Source organism: Shumkonia mesophila (assembly GCF_026163695.1).
Taxonomy (GTDB): Bacteria; Pseudomonadota; Alphaproteobacteria; order Rhodospirillales; family Shumkoniaceae; genus Shumkonia; species Shumkonia mesophila.
On the sequence record NZ_JAOTID010000003.1, the window covers coordinates 266,395 to 289,597 of the forward strand.

Annotated in this window: 23 protein-coding genes; 14 read left to right on the top strand and 9 right to left on the bottom strand. The window is 66.2% G+C overall.

What is annotated here, in order from left to right:
* Positions 1 to 36 precede the first annotated feature (36 nt).
* Positions 37 to 1,908, top strand: coding sequence for a transketolase (locus tag ODR01_RS07780; protein ID WP_316977067.1), 1,872 nt, complete (start codon positions 37 to 39; stop codon positions 1,906 to 1,908).
* A gap of 42 nt (positions 1,909 to 1,950) precedes the next feature.
* On the opposite strand, the gene ODR01_RS07785 is transcribed toward ODR01_RS07780, so the two are convergent.
* Positions 1,951 to 2,271 carry a four-helix bundle copper-binding protein gene (locus ODR01_RS07785; protein WP_316977068.1) on the bottom strand — a complete coding sequence of 107 codons (321 nt, stop codon included), beginning with the start codon at positions 2,269 to 2,271 and terminating at the stop codon, positions 1,951 to 1,953.
* 346 nt (positions 2,272 to 2,617) lie between these two features.
* On the opposite strand from ODR01_RS07785, the gene ODR01_RS07790 reads away from it, so the two are divergent.
* Both ODR01_RS07790 and ODR01_RS07795 read left to right on the top strand, forming a co-directional pair.
* Positions 2,618 to 2,791, top strand: a complete 174-nt coding sequence (locus ODR01_RS07790) for a DUF1328 domain-containing protein (RefSeq protein WP_316977069.1) — start codon at positions 2,618 to 2,620, stop codon at positions 2,789 to 2,791.
* Positions 2,792 to 2,843: 52 nt separating this feature from the next.
* Entirely contained in the window at positions 2,844 to 3,056 is a 213-nt protein-coding gene (locus ODR01_RS07795) for a dodecin (RefSeq protein ID WP_316977070.1), read from the top strand.
* A 79-nt stretch (positions 3,057 to 3,135) separates the two neighbouring features.
* Here the strand turns inward: ODR01_RS07795 and ODR01_RS07800 are convergent, their stop codons facing one another.
* Complete coding sequence (locus tag ODR01_RS07800) at positions 3,136 to 3,450, bottom strand: BON domain-containing protein (protein ID WP_316977071.1); 315 nt, start codon at positions 3,448 to 3,450, stop codon at positions 3,136 to 3,138.
* 325 nt (positions 3,451 to 3,775) lie between these two features.
* Between ODR01_RS07800 and ODR01_RS07805 the strand changes: the two genes are divergently transcribed.
* Both ODR01_RS07805 and ODR01_RS07810 read left to right on the top strand, forming a co-directional pair.
* Positions 3,776 to 4,072: a hypothetical protein gene (locus ODR01_RS07805; protein WP_316977072.1), complete on the top strand. Its 297-nt coding sequence runs from the start codon at positions 3,776 to 3,778 to the stop codon at positions 4,070 to 4,072.
* Positions 4,073 to 4,093: 21 nt separating this feature from the next.
* Positions 4,094 to 4,516 (top strand): phage holin family protein, encoded by a 423-nt coding sequence (locus ODR01_RS07810; protein WP_316977073.1) that lies wholly within the window; start codon positions 4,094 to 4,096, stop codon positions 4,514 to 4,516.
* 6 nt (positions 4,517 to 4,522) lie between these two features.
* Here the strand turns inward: ODR01_RS07810 and ODR01_RS07815 are convergent, their stop codons facing one another.
* From ODR01_RS07815 to ODR01_RS07825, 3 genes are read right to left on the bottom strand one after another with little or no spacing between them, the layout of a single operon-like run.
* Positions 4,523 to 8,020 carry an acyl-[ACP]--phospholipid O-acyltransferase gene (locus ODR01_RS07815; protein WP_316977074.1) on the bottom strand — a complete coding sequence of 1,166 codons (3,498 nt, stop codon included), beginning with the start codon at positions 8,018 to 8,020 and terminating at the stop codon, positions 4,523 to 4,525.
* Between the two features lie 20 nt (positions 8,021 to 8,040).
* Complete coding sequence (locus ODR01_RS07820) at positions 8,041 to 9,003, bottom strand: esterase/lipase family protein (RefSeq protein WP_316977075.1); 963 nt, start codon at positions 9,001 to 9,003, stop codon at positions 8,041 to 8,043.
* On the bottom strand, positions 9,003 to 9,581 hold the full coding sequence (locus ODR01_RS07825; protein WP_316977076.1) for a TetR/AcrR family transcriptional regulator: 579 nt from the start codon (positions 9,579 to 9,581) through the stop codon (positions 9,003 to 9,005). Before ODR01_RS07825 ends, ODR01_RS07820 begins: the two co-directional genes overlap by 1 nt.
* Before the next feature lie 140 nt (positions 9,582 to 9,721).
* Between ODR01_RS07825 and ODR01_RS07830 the strand changes: the two genes are divergently transcribed.
* The 4 genes from ODR01_RS07830 to ODR01_RS07845 all read left to right on the top strand — a co-directional run bounded on the left by ODR01_RS07830 (position 9,722) and on the right by ODR01_RS07845 (position 12,878).
* Entirely contained in the window at positions 9,722 to 10,645 is a 924-nt protein-coding gene (locus ODR01_RS07830) for an aldo/keto reductase (RefSeq protein ID WP_316977077.1), read from the top strand.
* Entirely contained in the window at positions 10,645 to 11,331 is a 687-nt protein-coding gene (locus ODR01_RS07835) for a DUF6064 family protein (protein WP_316977078.1), read from the top strand. Before ODR01_RS07830 ends, ODR01_RS07835 begins: the two co-directional genes overlap by 1 nt.
* A 129-nt stretch (positions 11,332 to 11,460) precedes the next feature.
* A complete protein-coding gene (locus tag ODR01_RS07840) occupies positions 11,461 to 12,060 on the top strand; it encodes an RNA polymerase sigma factor (RefSeq protein WP_316977079.1) in 600 nt (199 codons plus the stop codon).
* Between the two features lie 275 nt (positions 12,061 to 12,335).
* The gene (locus tag ODR01_RS07845; protein WP_316977080.1) at positions 12,336 to 12,878 is read left to right on the top strand and encodes a PRC-barrel domain-containing protein; all 543 of its coding nucleotides are present in this window, start codon (positions 12,336 to 12,338) and stop codon (positions 12,876 to 12,878) included.
* Positions 12,879 to 13,052: 174 nt separating this feature from the next.
* Here ODR01_RS07845 and ODR01_RS07850 read toward each other — a convergent pair whose 3' ends face one another.
* Positions 13,053 to 14,033 (bottom strand): phosphoglycerate dehydrogenase, encoded by a 981-nt coding sequence (locus ODR01_RS07850; protein ID WP_316977081.1) that lies wholly within the window; start codon positions 14,031 to 14,033, stop codon positions 13,053 to 13,055.
* Between the two features lie 227 nt (positions 14,034 to 14,260).
* Between ODR01_RS07850 and zwf the strand changes: the two genes are divergently transcribed.
* From zwf to ODR01_RS07875, 5 genes are all read left to right on the top strand, one after another.
* The gene (gene zwf / locus ODR01_RS07855) at positions 14,261 to 15,730 is read left to right on the top strand and encodes a glucose-6-phosphate dehydrogenase (protein WP_316977082.1); all 1,470 of its coding nucleotides are present in this window, start codon (positions 14,261 to 14,263) and stop codon (positions 15,728 to 15,730) included.
* Positions 15,712 to 16,485: a 6-phosphogluconolactonase gene (gene pgl / locus ODR01_RS07860; RefSeq protein WP_316977083.1), complete on the top strand. Its 774-nt coding sequence runs from the start codon at positions 15,712 to 15,714 to the stop codon at positions 16,483 to 16,485. Before zwf ends, pgl begins: the two co-directional genes overlap by 19 nt.
* 16 nt (positions 16,486 to 16,501) lie before the next feature.
* On the top strand, positions 16,502 to 17,605 hold the full coding sequence (gene tal, locus ODR01_RS07865; protein WP_316977084.1) for a transaldolase: 1,104 nt from the start codon (positions 16,502 to 16,504) through the stop codon (positions 17,603 to 17,605).
* Between the two features lie 88 nt (positions 17,606 to 17,693).
* Positions 17,694 to 19,547 (top strand): pyruvate kinase, encoded by a 1,854-nt coding sequence (locus ODR01_RS07870; RefSeq protein ID WP_316977085.1) that lies wholly within the window; start codon positions 17,694 to 17,696, stop codon positions 19,545 to 19,547.
* A gap of 14 nt (positions 19,548 to 19,561) precedes the next feature.
* Positions 19,562 to 20,602 (top strand): MBL fold metallo-hydrolase, encoded by a 1,041-nt coding sequence (locus ODR01_RS07875; protein WP_316977086.1) that lies wholly within the window; start codon positions 19,562 to 19,564, stop codon positions 20,600 to 20,602.
* On the opposite strand, the gene ODR01_RS07880 is transcribed toward ODR01_RS07875, so the two are convergent.
* From ODR01_RS07880 to ODR01_RS07890, 3 genes are all read right to left on the bottom strand, one after another.
* Positions 20,599 to 21,279, bottom strand: a complete 681-nt coding sequence (locus ODR01_RS07880) for an FCD domain-containing protein (RefSeq protein WP_316977087.1) — start codon at positions 21,277 to 21,279, stop codon at positions 20,599 to 20,601. The genes ODR01_RS07875 and ODR01_RS07880 overlap by 4 nt on opposite strands.
* Before the next feature lie 108 nt (positions 21,280 to 21,387).
* Positions 21,388 to 22,167 carry an amidohydrolase family protein gene (locus ODR01_RS07885; RefSeq protein WP_316977088.1) on the bottom strand — a complete coding sequence of 260 codons (780 nt, stop codon included), beginning with the start codon at positions 22,165 to 22,167 and terminating at the stop codon, positions 21,388 to 21,390.
* Positions 22,168 to 22,269: 102 nt separating this feature from the next.
* On the bottom strand, positions 22,270 to 23,181 hold the full coding sequence (locus tag ODR01_RS07890; protein ID WP_316977089.1) for an NAD(P)-dependent oxidoreductase: 912 nt from the start codon (positions 23,179 to 23,181) through the stop codon (positions 22,270 to 22,272).
* Positions 23,182 to 23,203 lie beyond the last annotated feature (22 nt).

Consider the following 23,203-nt stretch of genomic DNA (forward strand, 5'->3'; position numbering starts at 1 on the left):
GCCGACATGGCCGCACTGGAAGGAGAGGGTACGAAGATGGCCCGGACACAACGAGTTGTACCGCGCGAGGCAGATGTCTCGAACCTGGAGGCGGTGGCGACGCGGCTGCGGCGCAAGGTCATCGACATGACGACGGAGGCCGGCTCCGGCCATCCGACGTCGTGCCTGTCGTGCGCCGACCTGGTGGCAGCCTTGTTCTTTTCCGAGATGCGCTGGGACCCCTCCGCTCCGGATGCCGTTGATACCGATACCTTCGTTCTCTCGAAGGGGCACGCGGCGCCGATCCTGTGGGCCGTGCTGTCGGAGGCGGGGGTGGCGATGGAGCCGCTGTCTTCGCTGCGGCGTTTCGGCAGCACCCTGGAGGGACACCCGACGCCCAGCAGCCCGTGGGTGAAGGTCTCCACCGGCTCGCTCGGGCAGGGGCTGCCCGTCGCCAACGGTATCGCGCTGGCCAACCGGATGGACAGGATCGATGCCGACGTCTTTTGCCTGTTAGGGGACGGCGAATGCGCCGAGGGCGCGGTCTGGGAAGCGGCGCAATTCGCCTCGGCGAACGGCCTGTCGAGCGTGGTGGCGATTGTCGACGTCAATGGGCTGGGGCAGACGGGAAGCACCGCCTACGGCCGCGACACCGGCGTCTTCGCCCGTCGGTTCGAGGCCTTCGGGTGGAGCGCCATCGAGATTGACGGCCACGACATGCACGCCATCCGCGACGCCCTGTTCAGGGCGCGCAGCGAAAGGCCGGCGGCCATCCTGGCGAGGACCGTGAAGGGAAAGGGCGTGTCCTTCCTGGAGGACGCCCTGGACATGCACGGCAAGCCTCTCGATGCCGGGCAGCGGGAAAAGGCGCTCGAGGAATTGGGTGACCCCGTCACCCGCGTTGTGGTCATGTCCCACCGGGTGGGCGGCGGGCGGGTGCCGGCGTCATCCAATCCTCCGCCTATCGAGATATCCTATGAACCGGATGCCGCCGTCGCCACCCGCGCCGCGTTCGGCACCGCGCTGGCCAAGCTGGGGACCGTCATGCCCGACCTTGTCGTCATCGACGGCGACGTCGGCAATTCGACGGGCACGCTGGTCTTCGCGAAGGATCATGCCGAGCGGTTCGTCCAGGCCTACATCGCCGAGCAGAACATGGCCGGAGTCGCCATGGGATTGGCCGCATGCGGCAAGCGCCCGGTCGTCGCCTCCTTCGCCGCCTTCCTGACCCGGGCAGCGGACTTCATCCGCATGGCCAGCCACTCGCAACTGCCGCATCTCGTTTTTTGCGGCAGCCATGTCGGCGTCTCCATTGGCGAGGATGGGCCGTCGCAGATGGGGCTGGAGGATCTGAGCCTGTTTCGGGCGCTGGGCCACAGCACGGTGCTCTACCCGGCCGACGCGGTGGGGGCGGAGCGGCTGACCGAACAGGCCGTCCTGACGCCGGGCATTGTCTATCTGAGGACCAGTCGTCCGAAAACGCCGGTGCTCTATCCGAACGATGCCGAATTTCCGGTCGGCGGCAGCAAGACCTTGCGGACCTCGTACGGGGATGCCTTCACCATCGTCGCCGCCGGCATCACCGTCTTCGAGGCGCTGGCCGCGCACGACCAGTTGAAGGAGCGGGGCATTGCCACGCGGGTGATCGACGCCTACTCGGTGAAGCCGCTCGATGGCGTCACGTTGGCGAAGGCGGCGGCGGAGACCCGGGGCATCGTGGTGGTCGAGGATCACTGGATCGATGGCGGTCTGGGCGACGCCGTGGCCGCCGAACTTGCCCAAACCGGTTACGCGGTACCGGTACGCCGGCTGGCCATCATCCGGCAACCGCAATCCGGCGATCCACGCGCGCTGATCGAGAACCTCGGCATTTCGACGGCGGATATCGTCCGGGAAATCACCCGGATGTCCGGCGAACCGAACCTCTAGGGTGGCGGAGGAAAAGAGCGCCCGGCGGTTGAGCACCAGACGTCAGTGGCCAGTCAGTTCCAGACACAGGCCGGCGCAGATGCGGCAGCTTTCGGCACATCGCGCCATCACCGGGTCGGCGATCTTCCCGCAGGCGTCGGCGCACCGGGAGCAAATGATGGCGCACGCCCGGCATATTTCGCGGTGATTGGGCGATCCGCGATTCAGAAAGCGAACAGCGGCTTCGCAGATATCGCTGCAATCCCACAGCAGACGGACGACGTCGCGCAGCTTCTCGTCCCCTTTGACCAGGTAATGGGTGGCCGCCTGTACGCAAAGGGTGTTGGCTTCGCCACAGGCATCCCGGCACTTGCTGAGGTCCATCGACGTCTCCTTCACTGTCACTCTTCCGAAGCGGGAACCGGCGGGAGAAGCTGTTGGTTCCGTCGCGAGACGGGCGGGATTTCAGCGTCTCCCCACGATACCCGCTTTTCCCGTATTCCCTGGAAGAGGGGCTGGCCCGCATGGGTTTTACGTGCGGTGATTTCGACGAAGGAATCTGGACCGAGGGGCCGGGCCTTTCCTGATCTCATTCCGCGAACCAGTGCCGCGCGGAGCCAGCGCCCATGCCGCCCGAATATCTCCTTTTGGGAACCAATACGCCGCTGGGCCGTTCATCGTCGCGGGATGGCGTTCCGTCCCTTGGGTATGGAATGGAAGGATCGAGCCAATGTTGTACTGGGCAGTGGTTTTCTTCATCGTCGCGATCGTCGCCGGCGTGTTCGGCTTCGGCGGGATTTCGGCCGCGGCGACCGACATCGCGCAGATCCTGTTCTTCGTGTTCATCGTTCTGTTCGTTCTCTCGCTCATCTTCGGGTATCGGGGACGGCGGCCGCCGGTTTGATGCCGGCCGAACACCAGCATGACCAAGCCGGGGAATCCCGAGGAGACCCGCAATGAGCGACAACGTCTATGCAATCACCGAGGTGGTCGGCTCGTCGTCGGACTCGATTGAAGACGCCATCGACAACGCCGTCACGACGGCGACGCAAACGCTTCGGAACCTCGAATGGTTCGAGGTCGGCCAGGTGCGTGGCCACATCGTCGACGGACAGGTGGAACACTATCAAGTGTATGTCAGGTTAGGCTTGCGCTACGAACGGAAATGACCAACCGGGAAGGCGCCGGAACCCGCTTTGGTCCCGGCGCCTTCCTGTGATCAATGGCGTTCTGGAGGGGCGGCTTTCGCTATTTCACGGTAATGTTGTTTTCGACCCGGCGGACTCCCTCGACGCTGGCCGCAATTTGGCCCGCCCGGGCCTTCTCCTCGGCGGTGTTCACGAAGCCGCTGAGTTGCACGGTATCCTTGAAGGCGTTGACGTCGATGTCGGTGATCTTGACCATCGGGTCGTCGGCGATCTTGGCCCGCACCTTGGTGCTGATCACGGTGCTGTCGATGTATTGCCCCGTGCTTTCCTGGGTGGGCGTCGCCTGGCAGGCGGAGAGGAAGATCGCCCCCGCAGCCAGGGTGGTCGCCGCGAGCTTTTTCGGAAACGTCATCATGCATAGCCCTCCTTGCAGCGGTTAACGATGCCGGCCGAATCCACGCCCGCGGCCGGCGGGACCGGTAAGCAGACCACGGTGACCCTGGGTTCTATTCCCACGGGAGGCGATCCGGCCGCCGGCGCCCTCATTTCACAACCTTGGAAGGGGATGGGAAGTTCCCGCTTAACGCGTGCCGGGATGCCCGTAACCGAAAGGCGCGGAACCGAATGCCCGCGTCGCGCGTTAGTCATTCCGGCGATGGATGCGGCGGCCACGCCGCGCCCCGGAAAAGAGGGATGTAGACATGGGAAATGCGCCGCGCCCCGGAAAAAAGGATGGAGACATGGCAAGCGAGAGCGAGACCCTACGGAAGGACATGGAAGAACTCCGAGCCTCCGTCGAGAAGCTGACCAAGGACATGGCCGACCTTAGCCAGTCCTGGACCAACGACATGAAGTCGCGGGCGGGCCAAACGGCGGAGGCGTTGCGCGACACCGCCCGCACCGTCGCCGACGAGATCGGCGCGAAAACCAAGGAATCGGCCGAGGTGGTCGAGAAGACGGTGCGCGAAAGGCCATTCCAGAGCCTGATCGCCGCTTTCGGGGCCGGCCTGCTGCTGGCGCAGCTTTTGCGGCGCTGACGGCGCGCCGGACGGATGGCCATGAACGTGATGATGTGGTTGGGCTTGCTCGGCGGCACCGTCGAGCGGGCGAAGGCCGGCCTCCAACGCCGCATTGTTGGAACGATGGTCATCGTGGGTGGCGCCATCGTACTTGTTTGCGCCGCTGGATTCGCCCTGGCGGCCGCACACATGTGGCTGTCGACCCGGATGCCGAATTATTTGGCGGCGCTCACCATCGCCGGCGGGCTGGCACTGGTCGGCCTCATCGTCGTCGCCGTGGGGCGTCAGCGGGCCCGCTCGCCGGCACGTTCCCCCGACGTCGCCGCGCGGGTTGAACGCGTGGCAGACCGGGCACGCCAGGAGACGCTGTCGGCGGTCAACGAAAACGTTCTCTCCGCCGTCGTGACCGCGTTGGTCCTGGGCGTCGTGGCCGGACTGTTGCGTCCAAGAGGGCGGAAGTGAGCTGTCCTATTCGTTGGGTTGGGGTTCAGTTTCTTTTCCCTCTTCCGCCTCTTGCGCGCCGATGCCGCTATCCATCCCCGCCACCATCTCGGTGATTTTCGGGTAGTTGGGTTTGCCGGAACCGAGCAACGGGATTTCCGGAATCACGTAAACCTGACGGGGGACGGCAATTTCCGGGACGCCGCGAGTATGTGCCGCGGCGGCAAGGTCGTCGGCGCGGGCATCGGCCTGCGTCGTCGCCAGCACGATTCTTTCGCCCTTGCGCGGATCGGGCAGGGCGACGGCGGCGTGATTGGCCTCCGGCCATGCCGCCCTCGCGATCTCCTCGGCCACTGCCAGCGACGCCATCTCGCCACCGATCTTGGCGAACCGCTTCAGGCGGCCGACGATGCGAACGAAGCCCTCGGTGTCGACATCGACGATGTCGCCGGTATCGTACCAGCCGTCCGGCGGCGTACGCAGGCCACCCGGCGCGTCGGCGTCGATGTAGCCCAGCATCACATTGCCGCCGCGCACCTCCAGGCGGCCGCCCCGCTCCAGCCCGGGCACCGGCACCAGGCGCCATTCGATGCCCGGCAGGAACCGCCCCACCGATCCGACGCGGTAATGCATCGGGGTGGCGGCGGCGATGGCCGGCGAGGTTTCGGTCACGCCATAACCCTCCAGGACGCGGATGCCGAACTTTTCCATCCATACCTTGCGCGTTTCCTCGCGCAGCTTCTCGGCCCCCGAGAAAAGTTGACGGACGGCGTGGAAGTCATAGGGGTGGGCCATCCTCGCCCAGCCGGCCAGGAAGGTGTCGGTGGCGAACAGGATGGTAGCATCGAAGTCGTAGGCCAGCTCCGGCACGATCCGGTAGTGGAGCGGCGAAGGATACTGAAAGGACGGCACTCCAGACAGCACGGGCAAAAGCAGGCCGCCGGTCAACCCGAAGGCGTGAAACACGGGAAGGGCGTTGAGCAGTCTGTCGGACGAGTTGAAGGCGATGCTGGCCGTCAGCTGCCAGCGGTTTGTCATGAGGTTGCGGTGGCTCAGCAGGACCGCCTTCGGCTTGCCCTCCGAGCCCGAGGTGAACAGGATCACCGCCGGCCGCGCGGCCGCCTCGGCGGGCGGGCGGCGACGCACGATCTTGCGACGCCACGAGCCGAGGAGTCCGGTCAGCTTGGTGGGGATTCCCATGCGTGCACGCACGTCCTCCAGGAAGACGATGTCGGTGTGCCTGGCCAGGGTATCGACGGCCCCCTGCAGGCGGCCCCTCTCGATGAAGCGGCGCGAGGTCAACACCGTCTTCAACCCGGCCGTTTGGGCGGCCGACTCGAGCGCCGCCGGGCCGGCCGAGAAATTGAGCATGGCGGCGATCCGGCCGGCGGCCTGGCAGGCAAAGAACACGATGGCCGCCGCGCCCGACGTTGGCAGCATGATGCCGACCGCCTCGCCGGGCTTCGTGCGCCGCTTGAGCCAGGCGGCGAAGGCCAGACTGGCGGTGACGATGCGATCATAGCTCATCGGCCTGCGCTCGATGTCCTCGATCACCTCGAAGCCGCCGCCGTAAAGGGCGCGGGCATCGAGCAGGGCGTCGAACAGGAGCACGTCGGCGTCGTAGGTGCGGAAGGCGGCCTCGGTCATGATGGCGTATAGATGATCGGCCGCCGCGGCGCGCCGTGCCCGGCCCTTGAGCGCCGGGTCGACCTTGAAGCGCACCGGCGGATGGACAACGATCCTGATCTTCGGGAACCACTTGCGGCGCACCTTGCCGCCGAGGCGCGAGAAGAGGGTATGCTGGGCGCCTTCGATGCGAACCGGAACGATCGGCGCATCCGCCTTTTCGGCCAGCATGCCCGGTCCCTCGTAAACCTTCATCAGCGATCCCGTCACCGTCACCCGGCCCTCCGGGAAGATCACGCAGCGCTGCCCCTCGCGCACTTTGGCGACCAGCCCCTTGAGGCCCATTGGCTTCATCGGGTCGACCGCGAACACATCACCAAGTGCAAGGGCCCAACCGACCCACCATTTGGCCGCCCAATGGACGTTGACGGCATAGACGAAGCGTCCCGGCAGCAGAACCGCCAGCAGGATGCCGTCAAGAAACGAGACATGGTTGACCACCAGAATGGCTTTGTCTCCCGCCGCCTTCAGATGCTCCAGTCCCTCGACTTCGGCCCGCCACAGCAGCACGAACAGCCGCGACAGGATCGCCTTGATCAGCGAGACCGGGAGCAGGGCGCAGACCTTGAGCGCGACGAAGACCGCCAGCACCGCGAAGATCAGGAAGATGTCCATGACCTCGAGGCCGGCCGTCACCAGGCCTGCCACGGCGGCGGCGCCGATGACCGTGAAGAAGGAGCTGATGATGTTGTTGGCGGCCAGCGTGCGCGAGCGGTGGGATTGTTCGGTGCGGTTCTGCATGATGGCGTAGAGCGGCACGGCGTAAAGCCCACCCGAGAAGGCGACGAGGGCGAGGTCGGCGACGATGCGCCAGCTTTCCGGGCGCGCCAGGAAGGCGGCCACGCCCATCAATTGGGATTCAGGAAGCATTGCCGCGTCGGCGACCCTGGCCGCCTCCGAGGCGAAGAAGAGGTCGGCCGAGAAGAGGGCGATGCCGATGGCTCCGACCGGCACCCAGGTCGCCTCGACTTCGCCTTTCAGCAACTTGTCGCAGGCCAACGATCCCAGGCCGATGCCCACCGAGAACAGGCCCAGGAAAAGCGTCACGACATCCTCGTTGGCGCCCAGCACGTTGCGCGTCCAGGCGGGAAATTCGGTGAGGTAGACGACGCCCACCGTCCAGAACCAGGCGGTGCCGAGAATGGAAAGGAAGACCGGGCGGTTCCGCCGTGCATGGCGGATGATGCTGGCCATCTCGGCCGGCACGTTCCACGACACCCGGACCTCAGGCGCGACCGCCCGGCTGGGGAGAATCCACAGCGATGCGGCGAAACCCAACGCTGCGACGACGATCAATGCCACGCTTGTCGCGACAGTCCCGTGGGGGGCCAGGATAAGCTGCGCTCCGGCGATGGTCCCGGCAAGGATGGCGAGATAGACGCCTGCCTCGAACACGCCGTTGCCGGCGACCAGTTCGTCCTCGCGCAGGATCTCCGGCAGCAGGGCGTACTTGGCCGGCGAGAACAGGGCCGATTGCGTCCCCATCAGGAACAGCACAGCCAGCAGGAACCACACATCCCCCCAAAACAGGCTGATGGCGGCCAAGGCCATCAGGGCGACCTCCACGCCCTTGAGAACCTGCACGATCCGCGACTTGGCGAAGCGATCGGCAAGCTGGCCGGCGATGGTCGAGAACAGGAAGAAGGGAAGAACGAAGACGGCGGCGCCAAGCGCGACCAGCAGGTTGCCGTCGAGGCCGGCCGGTCCTGCCAGCCGGAACACGATCAGGACGGCAATGGCATTCTTGAGCAGGTGATCGTTGAGGGCGCCCAGGAACTGCGTCGCAAACAGGGGCGCGAAACGGCGAAGGGTGAAAAACGTCCAGATCGGCGTCCGCATGGCGAGCCCTTTCCTTGTCGTCAGGAGTCCTTCGCGCCCGCGCACAAGCCGCCGCGGGCGAACCTCTCCACCGCCGCCAGCGTCGTGGGATGACGGAGAATTCCCACGTGCATGGCGCGGATCAGAACGCGGTCCTCGCCAGCGGCGAGCCGCGTTTCGTCGACCGCGATCATCCCGTCGTCATCGCCGGGAATCAGCGGATTCCATCCTTCGCCGCCGTTACCGCCGGCGATCACGCACCAGCGGGCGGGCGGGGATGGCGGCACCTCCGCCGCCAGGGGCAGCAGGTCGCGCACGGCGGGACCACCCAAGGGCGCCACGCCGAGGTCGGCGGCGATGCGGGCCAGGACCGATCCGCCAAACGGCGTTCCGATGAAGACCGCCCCGAGGGCACCGCGGGCCATCCATTCCGGGCGATCGGCCAGCGCCCGGCGAACGACCAGGCCGCCCATGCTGTGAGCGATGAACAGTATCGCGCCGGACCCGCCCATGGTGGCGATGACCGCGTTCAGTCGCCGCGCCTGCTGGTCCACGCCGGCCAGGAAGGTCGGCAGGGCGACGGTTTCCGTCCTCATTCCCGCCCGGGAAAGGTGGCGCGCCAGGGGCAACAGGTCGTGTCTCGCCCCATTGTAGCCGTGGACGAGAACTACGAGCGGAGAGCGGTCCGCCTGGTCAGGTGCCGGCGCCATTGTCGTAAAGGCACTGAGTGCCGCGTCACAGTCGCCTTGGACGAGGGGCTTGTCGGTGGTGTCGAGAATGCGGCAACCGCCGGTCAGCCCCTCCTGCTGAATGCGCCATCCGTGCCGGACCGCGAGGTCGCCCCAAACCATGCGGTCGCGCAACAGGGTCGACATCAAGTCGGGCATCGCGCGCTGTAAGGCGGCAAATGGGTCGGCCGGTTTCGGCGGGGTGTTCTCTGCCGCGGCTTGCGGCGCCCAGGAGAGCAGGGCGAGAAGGACGAGAAGAGGGGACCGCAGACCCATCACGCCGCTTCCCGGCCGGCCACCGCGCGCCAGCACGCCTCGGCCAGAATGTCGGCGGTCTCCCCCAACTCCCGGCCAAGGTTCCCATAGAGGTCGAAGGTGGCCGCCTGAAGGAAGATGCCGAAAACCACCGCGGTCGCGGCGGCCTCGTCATGAAGCCCGATGTCGCCTTTGGCGATGCCTTCGGCGATGACGGCCCGCACCACGTCGACCATCGTCCGGGTGCCGGCCGGCAGGCGCCCCAGATGCTGGTGCTGCGTGGTGAGGAGGAAGCGGAACCCGGCAGGATCCTCGTCGTGGACGCGGCATCCCTCCCGGATCATGGCGGCGATGCGGCCGCGCGTCGTCGGCTCCGCCGCCGCAGCAGCCTGGAAACGGTCCCGCAGAGCCAGGTAGAGGCGGGAGAACAGGTCGAAGGCCATCTCGTCCTTGTCCTTCCAGTGCCGGTACAGATAGCCCTGGGACACGCCGGCTGCCGAGGCGATTTCCGCCACCGAGGCGCCGACCACGCCCTTTTCGGCGAACAGGCCGATCGCCGCCGTCTCGATCCTGGCCCGATGTTCCGCATCCGCGCGCACGATGTCCTCCATGTGAATGAATGTTCATTCACAATATGGCGAGACTTCTGACCATTGTCAAGCATCCGGCCTTCGAATGGGCGGGTCAGACACCCATGTCTACGGGAAGGGCGGGGCTCCCACCGCAGAAGGAGCGTTCCGTGAACTTGACGCGACGAGCCATCCTCGAGGGTATGACGGCCACCGCTGCAGCGGCCGTGCTGCCTACGGTCCCGTCTACGCGGGCGCAGGACGGTCTGCCGGCCATGAAGCTCATTCCCTCGACCGGGGAGGCCGTACCTTGCGTCGGCCTGGGTACGTGGATCACCTTCAACGTCGGCGACGATCCCGTCCTCCGGAACGAATGCGCCGCCGTCATGGCGGCCTTCTTCCAGGCGGGCGGCCGCGTCATCGACTCCTCGCCGATGTATGGATCTTCACAGGCGGTGATCGGTTATGGCCTCGGCAAGCTGGGCCGTCCGTCCGGGCTGTTTTCGGCGGACAAGGTGTGGACCTCGTCGGGGGCGGAAGGTCCCGGCCAGATCGAAGACTCCCGCGGCCTGTGGGGCGTCCCGCGCTTCGATCTCCTGCAGGTTCACAATCTGCTGGCTTGGGAGAAACACCTGGCGACGCTGTTCGAAATGAAGAGGGCGGGACGGTTGCGTTACGTCGGCATCACGACGTCCGAGGGCCGGCGCCACGACCTGTTCGAACGGATCATGCGCGCGCAACCGCTGGATTTCGTCCAGTTGACCTACAACATCGTCGACCGCGAGGCGGAGGACCGCTTGCTGCCCCTGGCCCAGGAGCGCGGCATGGCGGTGCTGGCCAATCGCCCGTTCCAGGAAAAGGCGCTGATCCGCAAGCTGAAGGGCGAGCCTCTGCCCGCGTGGGCCGCCGATATCGGCGCTGCCAGCTGGGCCCAATTCATCTTGAAGTTCATCGTTTCCCATCCCGCCGTCACCGCCGCCATTCCGGCAACCACCCGTGTCGACCACGTGCAAGAGAATGTGGCCGCCGCCGTGGGGCCGCTACCGGAAGCGGGGACGCGCCGGCGCATGGTCGCCTACGTGACCGATCTCTGATGTCGGAATGGCTGACGTACGGCATCGGGGATTTCCTGCTGTTCTCGCCCCGCGTCTATTGGCGGATGTTCGAACTGCACAACCGGGCGGTCTGGCCCGCACAAGTGCCGGCCCTGCTGTTCGGGGTCGTCATCCTGGTGGGAGTCGTCCGGCCGCGTCGGTGGTCGGACCGGGCCATCCCGGCCATCCTGGCGGCGGCTTGGCTGTGGGTCGCGGGAAGCTTCCTCTGGGTCCGCTATATGACCATCAACTGGGCAGCCGCCTACGTGGTTCCGGCTTTCGTCGCGGAGGGCCTGCTGGTCCTCGTGTTGGGCGGCCTGGCGGGTCGCCTGCGGGTGGCAGTGGACGGCGGCGTTCGGGGCTGGATCGGATTGGCTCTTTTTCTGTACGCCCTGGTCGCGCATCCGCTGGTGGCGCTCATTGGCGGCAGGCCGCTGCAAGTTGAAATCTTCGGGATCGCGCCGGACCCCCTGGCCATCGCCACACTGGGCCTTCTGACGCTCGGCACCGGTGGCGGCGTCGCATGGCTGCTTTCCGTCGTTCCGGCGATGTGGTGCGTCATCAGCGGCGTGACCTTGTTCGCCCTGGGGGCCGTCGAGGGCTGGATTCCCCTCGTTGCGGTAGCTATTGCCGCCACTTCCAGGCTGTGGCCCACGCCCGATGGACGCCGGTCTCCCGTGTCCTGAACCGGGGTTTCCAGCCGGCGCCCTCCTTATGCCCCAAGGTGCCACGGCTTTGTCACAGCCTTCTCCCGAACATGCCCCACGCCCCCTCGTATCTTTTCCTCGGGAACAATGGAAAAAGGGAGAAGACGTGTGGCCAGTCACACATCATCGAAGCACATCTCCGGAACGATTCACCCCGCCGTTGCCGACGACCTTAAGTCGCACATGGAGGCGTTGCGCCGGTATTCCCGCGCCCTGGTCGGCAACGTGGCGGATGCCGATGACCTCGTGCAGGAGACCCTGAAAAGGGCCCTGACATACGCGCATAGCGGCAAGGATATCCGCAACCCGCGCTCTTACCTGCTGACCATGCTGCATCACGTAAGGGTCGACCACGCCAGACGGGAGCGGTCGACCGATCGGCGCCCGCTCGAGGAGCACACTTTTCCAGTCTGCCGGGCGACCCAGTCCGACCGCATCGTGTGCGGCGAAGTGGTCGCGGCCATCAAGGAACTGCCGAAGGAACAACGCGACGTGCTGCTGTTGGCCGGCGTCGACGACCTCGCCTACCGCGACATCGCCGACCGCCTGAATATCCCGATCGGCACCGTGATGTCGCGGCTGAGCCGTGGGCGCAGGGCGTTGCAGACCGCCTTGGACCCCGAAGCGGCGCCTGCGAGCGTAGTGGTGGCCGGCCGGGCGAGATGGGCGCGTCGGGCGGCGGAACGCACGCCTGCCGCCTTCAATTGACGGGTAATGGCGCGCGGAGCGCTATCCGTGGTCGAAAATTCCGTCCGCTACCGGGAATAGCCTTCGGAGTCGGGCAGTCTAGACAGTGTTCCTCCACTCAGGCTGTTCGGTGCGTTTCTTCATCATTCGCTTTCCGCACCGTGCCTCCCTGACCACAACCTGCCCCGGAACTCTAGAGGTTCCGGGGCTTTTTCTTTGCAAGTGGGAATAGAGGCCCGGCGGGGCAGGTCAACTTTTCAGGCCTTATGGATCGCGCTTTGCCAAAGGAGGGAATCATGTTGAAGCGAACGCTCCTATCCACGGCCGCCATGTTTCTGATTGCCGCGCCCGCCCTGGCGCAAGCGCCCAGCGCACCGGCCGCAGGTGGCGACAGCCAATTCACGGCGCCGCCATCGGCATCCGACCAGAAGACGCCGGGCTCTCCCATGACGATGGACAAGCAGCAACCCGGCGCTGCGGCGGTAGGCGCCTCAACCGGCGAGGTCCTGCCAGTAGAAACGACCTCGCAGATCCGTGCCGAGGCGTTGATCGGCAAGAAGGTGGTCAATGCCTCGGGAGAAGAACTGGGGACGGTGGACGACATCGTCCTTAGCAAGGACGGAATGGTTTCCGGCCTCGTCGTGAAAACCGGCGGCGTCATGGGTATCGGTGGAAAATCGGTGGCCATTGCCTGGCAGGACATCGGCAGCGCCATCGACGCGGATGCCGTGACGCTCCCGCTTTCCAAGGACCAACTCGAAAAGGCACCGGAGTTCGCGACCAAGGAAGACCAGAGCCAAAGTTCCGCGCTTCCGCGTCTTCCCGACCCCAGTAAATAGCCATTCAGGTGTCCTGCAGAGGCGGCGTCGCCCCTCCGGGGGCGGCGTCGCTTCGCATTCGAGACCTAGCCCGGCAATGCCGTGGCGCGCGAGTTCGAACGCCAGATCAGGGCGCAGCAGGAAGACGCCGAATGAGGCGTCGACGGGCGCCCACCTCCTCAACCGCCCGCGTCGCTATTCCTCGTCCGGTACCGGATAAGCGGGCGGTTCGCTGGCCAGCAGGCGCTTCACCTCGGTGGCGGCGTCGGCTTCCATGCGGACCCGGCAATCCGTAGTGTTTCCGGCGATGTGCGGCGTCAGAATGCAGTTCTCGAATTCCGTCAGGGGACCGGAGTAGGGTTCGCTGCCGAACACGTCGATCGCCGCCCCGGCCAATTGGCCGGCCTGCAGGGCGGCGGCCAGCGCCGCTTCGTCGACGATGCCACCCCGCGCCGTGTTGATCAGGCAGGCGGTCGGCTTCATCAGGGCAAGCACGTTGGCGGAGATCAGATTGCGGGTCAGGCGTGTGCGGGGAACGTGCAGGCTGATGACGTCGGCCTCTCGGTAAAGCCGCTCCTTCTCCGTCCAATCGACGCCGAATGTTTGGCCGAAGGCGAGATCGGGCACGAGGTCGTTGGCCAGCACGCGTACTCCGGGAAAGCCGTTCACGGCGTGGCGGATGACTGCCTTGCCGATGCGCCCGACGCCGACGATGCCGATGGTCGATGTGGCCAGGCGCCGTCCGATCATGCGCTGCCAGCGGCCACGGCGGACTTCGCGGTCGACCGGGCCCACCCAGCGCAACAGGTCGATCATCAGGGCGATGGTCAGTTCGGCGACGGCCGGCCACGGACCGTCGGGCGAGTGGGTTACCCGGATACCGCGTGTGCGTGCCGCGGCGACGTCGACGCTGTCATAGCCGACACCGACCCGGGCGATCAGCTTGAGGCCAGGTGCCGCATCCATGACCCGTGGCGTGATCGGCTCGACCCCGGCGACGAGGGCGTCGATGTCCTTGACGAAGCCGGCGACCTCGTCCTCGGTGATGTTGTGGTCGTTTCTGAAGATGATTTCCGCGCCGGTGTCCGTAAGGATTTGCAGGGTGCGGGGGTCGGATTCGCCGAAAAAGTTGGCGGTGACCAGAACGCGAGGCCGATTGGCGGTTTTTTGGGACATCGGTGTCTCCGTGGCGACGGTCGATGAAGAGCGGCCGGAGCGATTCCACGAGACCGCTACAGGCTTCAGTTAAGGGTATCGACGGCTCTTTGTCGTCCGGAATTTCGGTCGCGGCCGAACAAATCGGGCATCAGCGCTTGAATTCCCCCGGATTCCGGCCTTAATCCATGGTTGAAGTCCAACCGTCAGGTTTGGCGGTTCCGTCGTCGGGAAGGAGATCCCCCATCATGGGTGAGTTGAGAGTCGAGCCCCATCTGTTTGTCATTTTCGGAGCGACGGGCGATCTCTCCAAGCGCAACCTCATTCCCGCCATCGCCACGCTGGCCCGCGCAAATCGGCTGGGCCAGCGGCACGCCATCCTGGGCGTTTCCACCCGTCCCGACTTCAACGACGAGAAGTTTCGCAATATCGTCGAAAAGGCCCTGACGGACGCCGGCATCGACGGCGATGACATGGGGCAATGGTGCTGGGAATGTCTGCACGCCCATTCGGTCGGCAAAGGACGGCCGGAGAACTTCGAATCCCTGCGCAAGAAGATCGAGGACGTCGAACGCCGCCACGAGCTTCCGGGCAACCGCCTGTTCTATCTGTCGACGCCACCCCAGGTCTTCGCGCCGACCATCATGGGACTGGGCGAGGGCAAGCTCAACAAGGGGCCGGGCTGGACCCGTCTGGTCATCGAGAAGCCGTTCGGCCACGACCTGCAATCCGCCCTCGAACTCAACGCCTTGGTGCATACGTATTTCGACGAATCCCAGATCTACCGCATCGACCACTATCTGGGAAAAGAGACCGTCCAGAACCTGTTCGTTTTCCGGTTTTCGAATTTCATTTTCGAGTCCCTGTGGCACCGCGACCGCATCGCCAGCGTCGACGTGCTGGTGGCCGAGGATCTGGGCGTCGAGGGCCGAGCCGGCTTTTACGAGAACAATGGCGCGTTGCGCGACATCATGCAGAACCATGCCACCCAGCTGGTCAGCCTGATCGCCATGGAACCGCCCTCGATGGCGGCCCCGGAAGCCATCCGCGCCGAGAAGATCAAGCTGCTGCACGCCATCCAGCGCATCCGCGAGGAGGATGTGGTCCTGGGGCAGTACGCGGCCGGCACGTCACGCGGCCAGCTCGTGCCCGGTTATCTGGAGGAAGACGGCGTCGCGCCTGATTCTCGGACCGACACCTTCGCTGCCGTGCGCCTGCGCATCAACAATTGGCGATGGCAGGGCGTGCCCTTCATCGTGCGGACCGGCAAGCGGCTCCAGCGCCGCCTGACCCAGATCGTGGTGACCTTCCGCTCGGCGCCGGTATCCTTTTTCCGGACCATGGGCCGCGAACTGGCGCACCCCAACGCCCTGGTCCTGCGCCTGCAACCCGACGAGGGCTTCGAACTGGGCATCCAGGTGAAGGAGCCGGGCGACACCGACGGGCTTCACGTGGTGCCGCTGTCGTTCAGCTATGCGGACGCCTTCGGCAAGCTGCCCTCCGCTTACGAGACGCTTCTCCTCGATGTGTTGAGCGGCGACCAGACATTGTTCGTCCACGCCGTCGAAACCGAAACCGCCTGGCGGCTGTTCACGCCGGTCCTGGAACGCGAATCGCCGGTCTATCCGTACGCTGCGGGAAGCTGGGGGCCCGACGAGATGGATCGGCTCTACCAGCCGGGAGAGGAGGACCCTGTGCGATGCAAACGCATCGGCTAGCCGCGGATCGGGTGGTCGTCGCCGAGGGGCCGACCGAATCGGTCGAGGCGGCGGCACGCGACATCGCCGATACGCTGTCCCGCCGCCTGACTGCGCAGCCGACGGTCAGCATCGCGCTTTCCGGCGGAACGACGCCCGGCCCCCTGTACGTCCGCCTGGCGGCGGCGCCCTATCGTCACCTCATCGACTGGTCGCGCGTGCAGGTGTTCTGGTGCGACGAGCGGTGCGTCGCCCCCAACGACCCCGCCAGCAACTATCGCCTGGTCACGGAAACCCTGCTCGCGGATCTGCCGAGGATGCCCGAGGTCCATCGCATGAAGGGTGAACTGCCGGCCGGACTGGCGGCCCAGGCCTATGCCCGCGAGTTGGCGGAGGTCTTCCGCGGGCCGCTGCCGTGGTTCGATCTGGTGCTGCTCGGTATGGGTGGGGACGGCCACGTCGCCTCGTTGTTTCCCCGCTCGCCGCAGCTGGTGGCGTCCCGGTCGGTGGTGGCGACGAAAAGCCCGTTGCCACCCCACCTGCGCATCAGCCTGACCCTCAAGGCGATCAATGCCGCCCACGAGGTGGTCTTCCTGGTGCATGGCGGACAAAAGGCGGATATCGTGGCGGCGATCCTGGCTGGCCCGGAAGGCGACCCCGCGAGAAACTATCCGGCGGCCAGGGTGCGCCCCGAGGGGCGGCTGACCTGGTTCCTGGATCGGGCGGCGGCCGGCAGTCTGCCGGCTGGAGCCATGATCGAACAACCGAGAACGTAGACCGAGGAGGATACCCATGAACCCGTTGCTCAAGCTCGCCGATTTGGGTCAGAGCTATTGGCTGGACAACCTGACCCGCCGGATGATCGAGAATGGCGAGCTTAAGGACCGGGTCGCCAAGGAGGGGCTGCGCGGCATCACCTCCAATCCCTCCATCTTCAGCAAGGCGATTTCCAAAAGCGAGGATTACACGGCGCAGATCCGCAAGGCGGCGGCCGCCGGCGGCACGGTGGAGACGATCTACGAGGAACTGACCGCCACCGATATCCGCAACGCCTGCGACATCCTGAGGCCGGTGTTCGACCAGAGCGGCGGCAGCGACGGATTCGTCAGCCTGGAGGTGTCCCCGCATCTGGCGCGCGACACGGCAACGTCGATCACCGAAGGCCGTCGCCTGTGGAAGACGGTCGACCGCCCCAACCTGCTGATCAAGATTCCCGGCACCAAGGAGGGCGTTCCGGCGATCGAGCAATTGTTGTTCGAAGGCATCAACGTCAACGTCACTCTGCTGTTTTCCATCGACAGCTACCAAGCCGTGGCCGAGGCCCATATGCGGGCCTTGGAGCGCCGCGTCGCGGCCGGCCAGCCGCTCGCCGCCGTGGTGTCGGTCGCCAGTTTCTTCCTCAGCCGCATCGACGTGCTGATCGATGGTTTGCTCAAGGAACGCGTGGCCACCCATCCGGAAGCCAAGGATCTCCTCGGCAGGGCCGGCATCGCCAACGCCAAACTGGCCTACCGCCAGTTCAAGAAGAACATCGGCTCGGCGCGTTGGCAGGCGCTGGCGGCGAAGGGTGCCCAGGTCCAGCGGATGCTGTGGGCCAGCACCAGCACCAAGAATCCGGACTATTCGGACGTCATGTACGTCGACGCGCTGATCGGACCGCACACGGTGAACACGCTGCCCGAGGAGACCATTGCGGCCTTCGCCGACCACGGCACCGCCGCCAACACGGTGGAGCAGGGCATGGAGGAAGCGGCGGCGACGATGGAGGCAATCGCCAAACTCGGCATCGACTTCGCGAAGGCCACCCGCCAACTCGAAGACGAGGGCATCCAGAAGTTCATCGATCCCTACGATTCCCTGCTGGAGGCTCTGAAACAACGCTGCGCCAATCTTTGACGGCGCGTGTTCTCGCGGTTTTTCTTGCTTCCGGGGGGGCGCCGCCCTCAGGATTGATCTTTGATCGACGGCGGATCGGCTCGGGGACATGGGGTCGCGGAATATACCGGAATTGCTGGAGCGGCTGGAAGTGACGATCAGCGCGCTCCGCCGCGATGCGCTGGCCTTCGAGATGGCCCATGCGCGGGCGTTGGGCGAAGTTGAGCCGTCGCACCGCCCGAGCGCCCGCAATCTTCTGCATTACCTGAGCCTGCGCCAGCAGGATCTGCGATCCCTGCAGGACGAACTGTCCTCACTCGGCCTGTCGTCACTGGGCCGCCTCGAAGCCCATGCCATGGCGACCCTCACCTCCGTGCTGTCGACCCTGCGTGCGCTTGGCGGGCGGCCGGCGGCGGCCATCGGCGAGGAGGATGTTCCGGTCGATTTCTGGTCCGGCCCCGGCAGGCTGGCCGAGCATACCCGGCGCCTGCTTGGGCCCGATCCCGCCAATCGGCAGGTGCGGGTGATGGTGACCGTGCCGTCGGAGGCGGCCGACAATCCGCTGCTCGTTCGCGAACTGGTGCGGGCGGGCATGGATGTCATGCGTATCAATTGCGCCCACGACGATCCGTCGGCCTGGATGCGGATGGTGGAAAACCTGCGGCGGGCCGAGCGCGAATTGGGGCGGGCATGTCGCATTCTGGTCGACCTGGCCGGTCCGAAGCTGAGGACTGGTCCTCTCGCCGCAATCGAACATGTGGTCAAGCTGAAGCCACGACGCGACGGGCGGGGTGCGGCGATTCCGGCCCGCATCTGGATGACCCCGGCCGAGGCGCCCGAGCCGACGCCCGCTGGCGCCGACGGCGTGCTGCCGGTCGAGGGTGCTCTGCTGGAGCGGGCCCGGCCGGGCGACGTCATCGACCTCGAGGACAGCCGCGGCCGCGAACGGGCGCTGGCGATTGCCGAAAGCGCCGGGCGTTCCTGTTGGGCCATTGTCGATCAGACGATTCAACTGGCAGAGGGCGCCGAGGTCTGCCTGCGCCGTGACGATCGACGGGTAGCCACCGGCTGCATCGGCCCGCTGCCGGCCAGCCCGCTTCCCATCGTTCTCCATCGGGGCGACACCCTGATTATGACGCGGAGTGGGAAGCCGGGTGGCCCGGCCACGCGCAATCAGGCGGGCGAGGTGGTGCGGGCGGCCCGCATCCCGTGTTCGCTCGGCGAGGTGTTCGATTTCGTCAGGGCGGGCGACCGGGTGTGGTTCGACGATGGCAAGATCAGCGGCGTCGTGAAGGCGAACGATGGCCGCGAGATCGCCGTCGAGATCATCTTCGCCGGCCCGAAGGGCAGCCGGCTGCGCCCCGAGAAGGGCATCAATTTGCCCGACACCGACATCGTCATCCCGGCGCTGACCGACAAGGATGTGGCCGATCTGACATCGATGGTGGGGGTGGTCGATCTTGTCGGCCTGTCCTTCGTGCGTCGGCCCGAGGACATCTACCTGCTGGAGGACCACCTGACGCGTCTGGATGCCCAGCACCTGGGGATCGTGCTCAAGATAGAAAACCGCTTCGCCTTCGACCACCTGCCGCAATTGCTGCTGGCGGCGCTGCGCTCGCCGCCGGTTGGGGTCATGGTCGCCCGCGGCGATCTTGCCGTCGAGGTGGGTTTCGACCGCCTGGCCGAGGTGCAGGAGGAAATCCTCTGGCTGTGCGAGGCGGCCCACGTGCCGGTGATCTGGGCCACCCAGGTGCTGGAGGAAATGGCCAGGACCGGCATGCCGTCCCGGGCCGAGGTCACCGACGCGGCGATGAGTGGGCGAGCCGAATGTGTCATGCTCAACAAGGGGCCCTATATCGTCGAGGCGGTCGATTTCCTGGGCGAGGTGCTGGAGCGCATGGATGCCCACCAGTCCAAGAAAACCGCCATGCTGCGCAAGCTGGCGGTTTCCCGCATGGCCTGAGGAGAAAGACGGGATTGCCGGCCGAGATCCACTATCCCTTCGCCGGCGTGCCGGCCAACGGCGAGGTCCGCGAGGCGGCGCCCGGCGTGTTCTGGGTGCGCATGCCGCTGCCCTTTCGCCTGGATCACATCAACCTGTGGCTGATCGAGGAGGACGACGGCTGGACGGTCATCGACACGGGTATCGCCTGCGAGGAAACCAAGGCGGCGTGGGAGCGGATCGTGGCGACCCACTGCGCCGGCAAGCCTTTGCGGCGCATGATCGTCACCCATTTCCATCCCGATCATGTCGGCCTGGCCGGCTGGATGGCGGATCGCTTCGGCGCCGCCCTGTGGATGCCGCTTGCAGAATGGGCGTTCGCGCGCGTCCTTGGCGCCGGCCGAAGCCCGGCGGCGGAGGAGGGGTATGGGCGCTTCTATCGCGCGGCCGGTTTCGGCCCCGACCGGATGGAACTTGTCGCCTCGCGCAGCGGCAACTACGCCACCCGCATTACCCCCATTCCCTTTGCCCTGCGGCGCATCGAGGATAACGAGGTGATCGCCATCGGCGGGCGGAACTGGCAGGTCATCGTCGGCGGCGGCCACAGCTACGAGCATGCCAGCCTGTATTGCGCCGAGTTGGGCGTACTGATCGCCGGCGATCAGGTTTTGCCGCAGATTTCCCCCAACATCAGCGTCTGGCCGTCCGAGCCCGAGGCCGATCCGCTCCGGCATTTTCTGGCCAGCCTGGAGAGGTTCCGCCAGCTACCCGAGGATACCCTGGTGCTGCCGGGGCACCGGCGCCCCTTTACCGGCCTGCATGGCAGGCTTGGGGCGCTGGCCACCCATCACGACGAGAGGCTGGCCCGGACATGGGAGGCCTGCGCGGAACCGCGCACCGGTCTTGACGTCTTGAAGGTGCTGTTCGAGCAGTCGTTGGACGACCACCAGGTTTTTTTCGCCGTCGGCGAAAGCCTGGCCCATCTTCACTTCCTGGTCGGCCAGGGCCGCATGACAAGGACATGCCGGGGCGATGGCGTCTGCCTGTTCGAGCGGTGGGGCGACTGCAACGCCTAGTCGCTGGGGGGAGACAGGCTGTTCAGCACGCGCAGCTTGCCATTCAGGATGTGGCGCTCAAAAGCGGCCGCGGCCCCTTCGTCGTCGTGCCCGGCGACGCAATCGAGGATCAGCCCGTGTTCGGCGCTCGAAACGCGCAGACGGTCCGGCCCTCGGATGCCGTGGCGGACGAACAGGCGCAACTCCTTTTCGATCGTTTCATGGTAGCTGGTCAGGCGTGGATTGCCGGCGAATTCGACAATCTTCGCGTGGAACAGGCGGTTCCCTTCGTGGTACGCGGATTGATCCTGCGCGTCGCGGGCCTTTTCCAGGTCATCGTAGACGGCCTTAAGGGCGTCGATCTGTTCGGACGTGGCGCGTTGGGCCGCGAGGCGGCCGGCGATTCGGGCCAAGCCCGAGCGGACGTCATAAAGGTGAAGGGCGTCGTCAAGGCTGATCGTGCGGACGAAGACACCCCGATTGCGGATGATCTTGACCAGCCCTGCCTTTTCAAGCGACCACGTCGCCTCGCGGATCGGTCCGCGGCTGACGTTCAGGCTGGTGGCGAGAGCATTTTCATTCAGCCGTTCGCCGGCGGCGATTTCGCCGTTGAGGATCATGCGCTCGATCTCGTCGCGCACGAGGGTCGTCAACGATCCCATGCGATTGCCGATCGGAATGGTTTCGTTGTCATCCATCGGTCGCAGCCTCCACGGCCATTCGTATCTTTGTGAATGTGAACGCCCGCTTCGGCAAAGGCAACACCGCTGCCATAACGATCCCTGCGGGCAGCGTGGCCGGTTCGCTCAGAAGCCGAACAGGGCGGCCGGGTTGTCGACCAGGATTTTCCGAAGCGCCGCGATGTCGTCGGTCCAGTCGGCAAGGATGTCGAGCAGGTCGGCGTCGTTGGGTTTCTCCCGGACGCTCGGATGCGGCCAGTTGCTTCCCCACAGCATCCGTTCCGGGGCAGCGTGGATCAGCGCGCGGGCATGCGCCGCGCAGTCCCGGTAATCCGGTGGGCCGGCCCGCGACACATGATAGGGGGCCGACAGCTTGACCCAGCAGCGGCCGGTATCGAGCAGGCGAAGCAGGCTTTTGAACGCGGCGCGCTCGGTGCCGCCATCGACGGGGATGCGTCCCATATGGTCGATTACCACCTCGACGGGCAGGGCGGCCAGGCGTGGGGCCAGATCGACCAGACCGTCACCGTCGAGCTGGATCTGGACATGCCAGCCGTGCGGGCGAATGCGGGCGGCGACCGGTTCCAGGACGTCGAAAGGCAGGCACCCCGCCACCATGTCGTGAAAGCGCACGCCGCGCATCCCGGCGGCGTGCAGGCGCGCGATCTCGGCTTCCGGGGCCGCCGGATCGATCACCGCGATGCCGCGGCCGTCGGGGGCCATCCGGGCAATGGCGTCGAGCACGCAGGCGTTGTCGGCGCCATAGGCGCTGGGCTGGACGAAGACGGTCCGTTGCAGGCCCAGCCGTTGGCGGAGCGCCAGGTAGACTTCCAGGGGAACGTCGGGGGGCGGCGTCTTGATCGACGGGGCGTAGGGAAAGCGGGCCGCCGGACCGTAGACATGCATATGGCAATCGCAGGCTCCGGCCGGCACCGTCAGGCGGGGCCGACGGGGAGAGGGATCTGGGCCGGCGGCGGGAGGGAGGGTGCATTCCATGACGCGGGCGCCTTACTTCCCAGGGAGGGTGCCGGCGTTCCACAGATCCTGGACGAGCGCTCCCAGCGAGGAATGGTCGAGATCGGCTCGCCCGCTGTTGCACAGAGCCTGCATCATCTGCGCGACCAGGGCGGTCAGCGGCATGAAGCCGCCGACGCTGGCGCCGACACCGGCCGCCAGCTTCATATCCTTGAGCATCAGGCGGGCGCGGAAGCCGGGCGCGAATTTTCCCTCGATCATCCGCTGCGCGTGATTTTCGAGGACGAAGCTGCGGGCCCCGCCGCCCAGCAGGGCTTCCCGCACCGAGGCCGGGTCGACGCCCATCCTGCGGCACAGCGCCACCATCTCGGCGCAGGCCATCATGGTGCCGGCGATGACCAACTGGTTGCAGGTCTTGGCCACCTGGCCGGCTCCCGCGGGGCCGATGTGCTTGAGCGTCTTGCCCATGCATTCGAGGATCGGGCGCACCTTGTCCACCACGCCGGCGTCGCCGCCGATCATCATGGAAAGGGTGCCCTCCTCGGCACCCTTCGCGCCGCCGCTGACCGGCGCGTCGACCATCTCGATCCCCTTGGCGGCAAGGCGCGCCGCGAAGTCCTGTGTCGCCGTTGCCGAGATGGAACTGCAATCGACCACCACGGTCCCGCGCCTCGCCGCCGTGGCGACGCCCTTCTCCCCGAAAAGGATGCCTTCGACATCGGCGGTATCGGGCGCCGAGATCACGATGACGTCGGCCGACACTGCAACGCCGGCGGCCGATCCGCCATCACGGGCCCCAGCCGTCACCATTGTTTTTACCTTGGCGGCATCGATGTCGTACACGGCGAGGGCGTAGCCGGCCTTGAGGATGTTCGAGGCCATGGGCTTGCCCATGACGCCAAGGCCGATGAAGCCGACGGCCACTGGGTTCTTCGATGTCGACATGGCTTGTCTTTCCCTTCCGGTC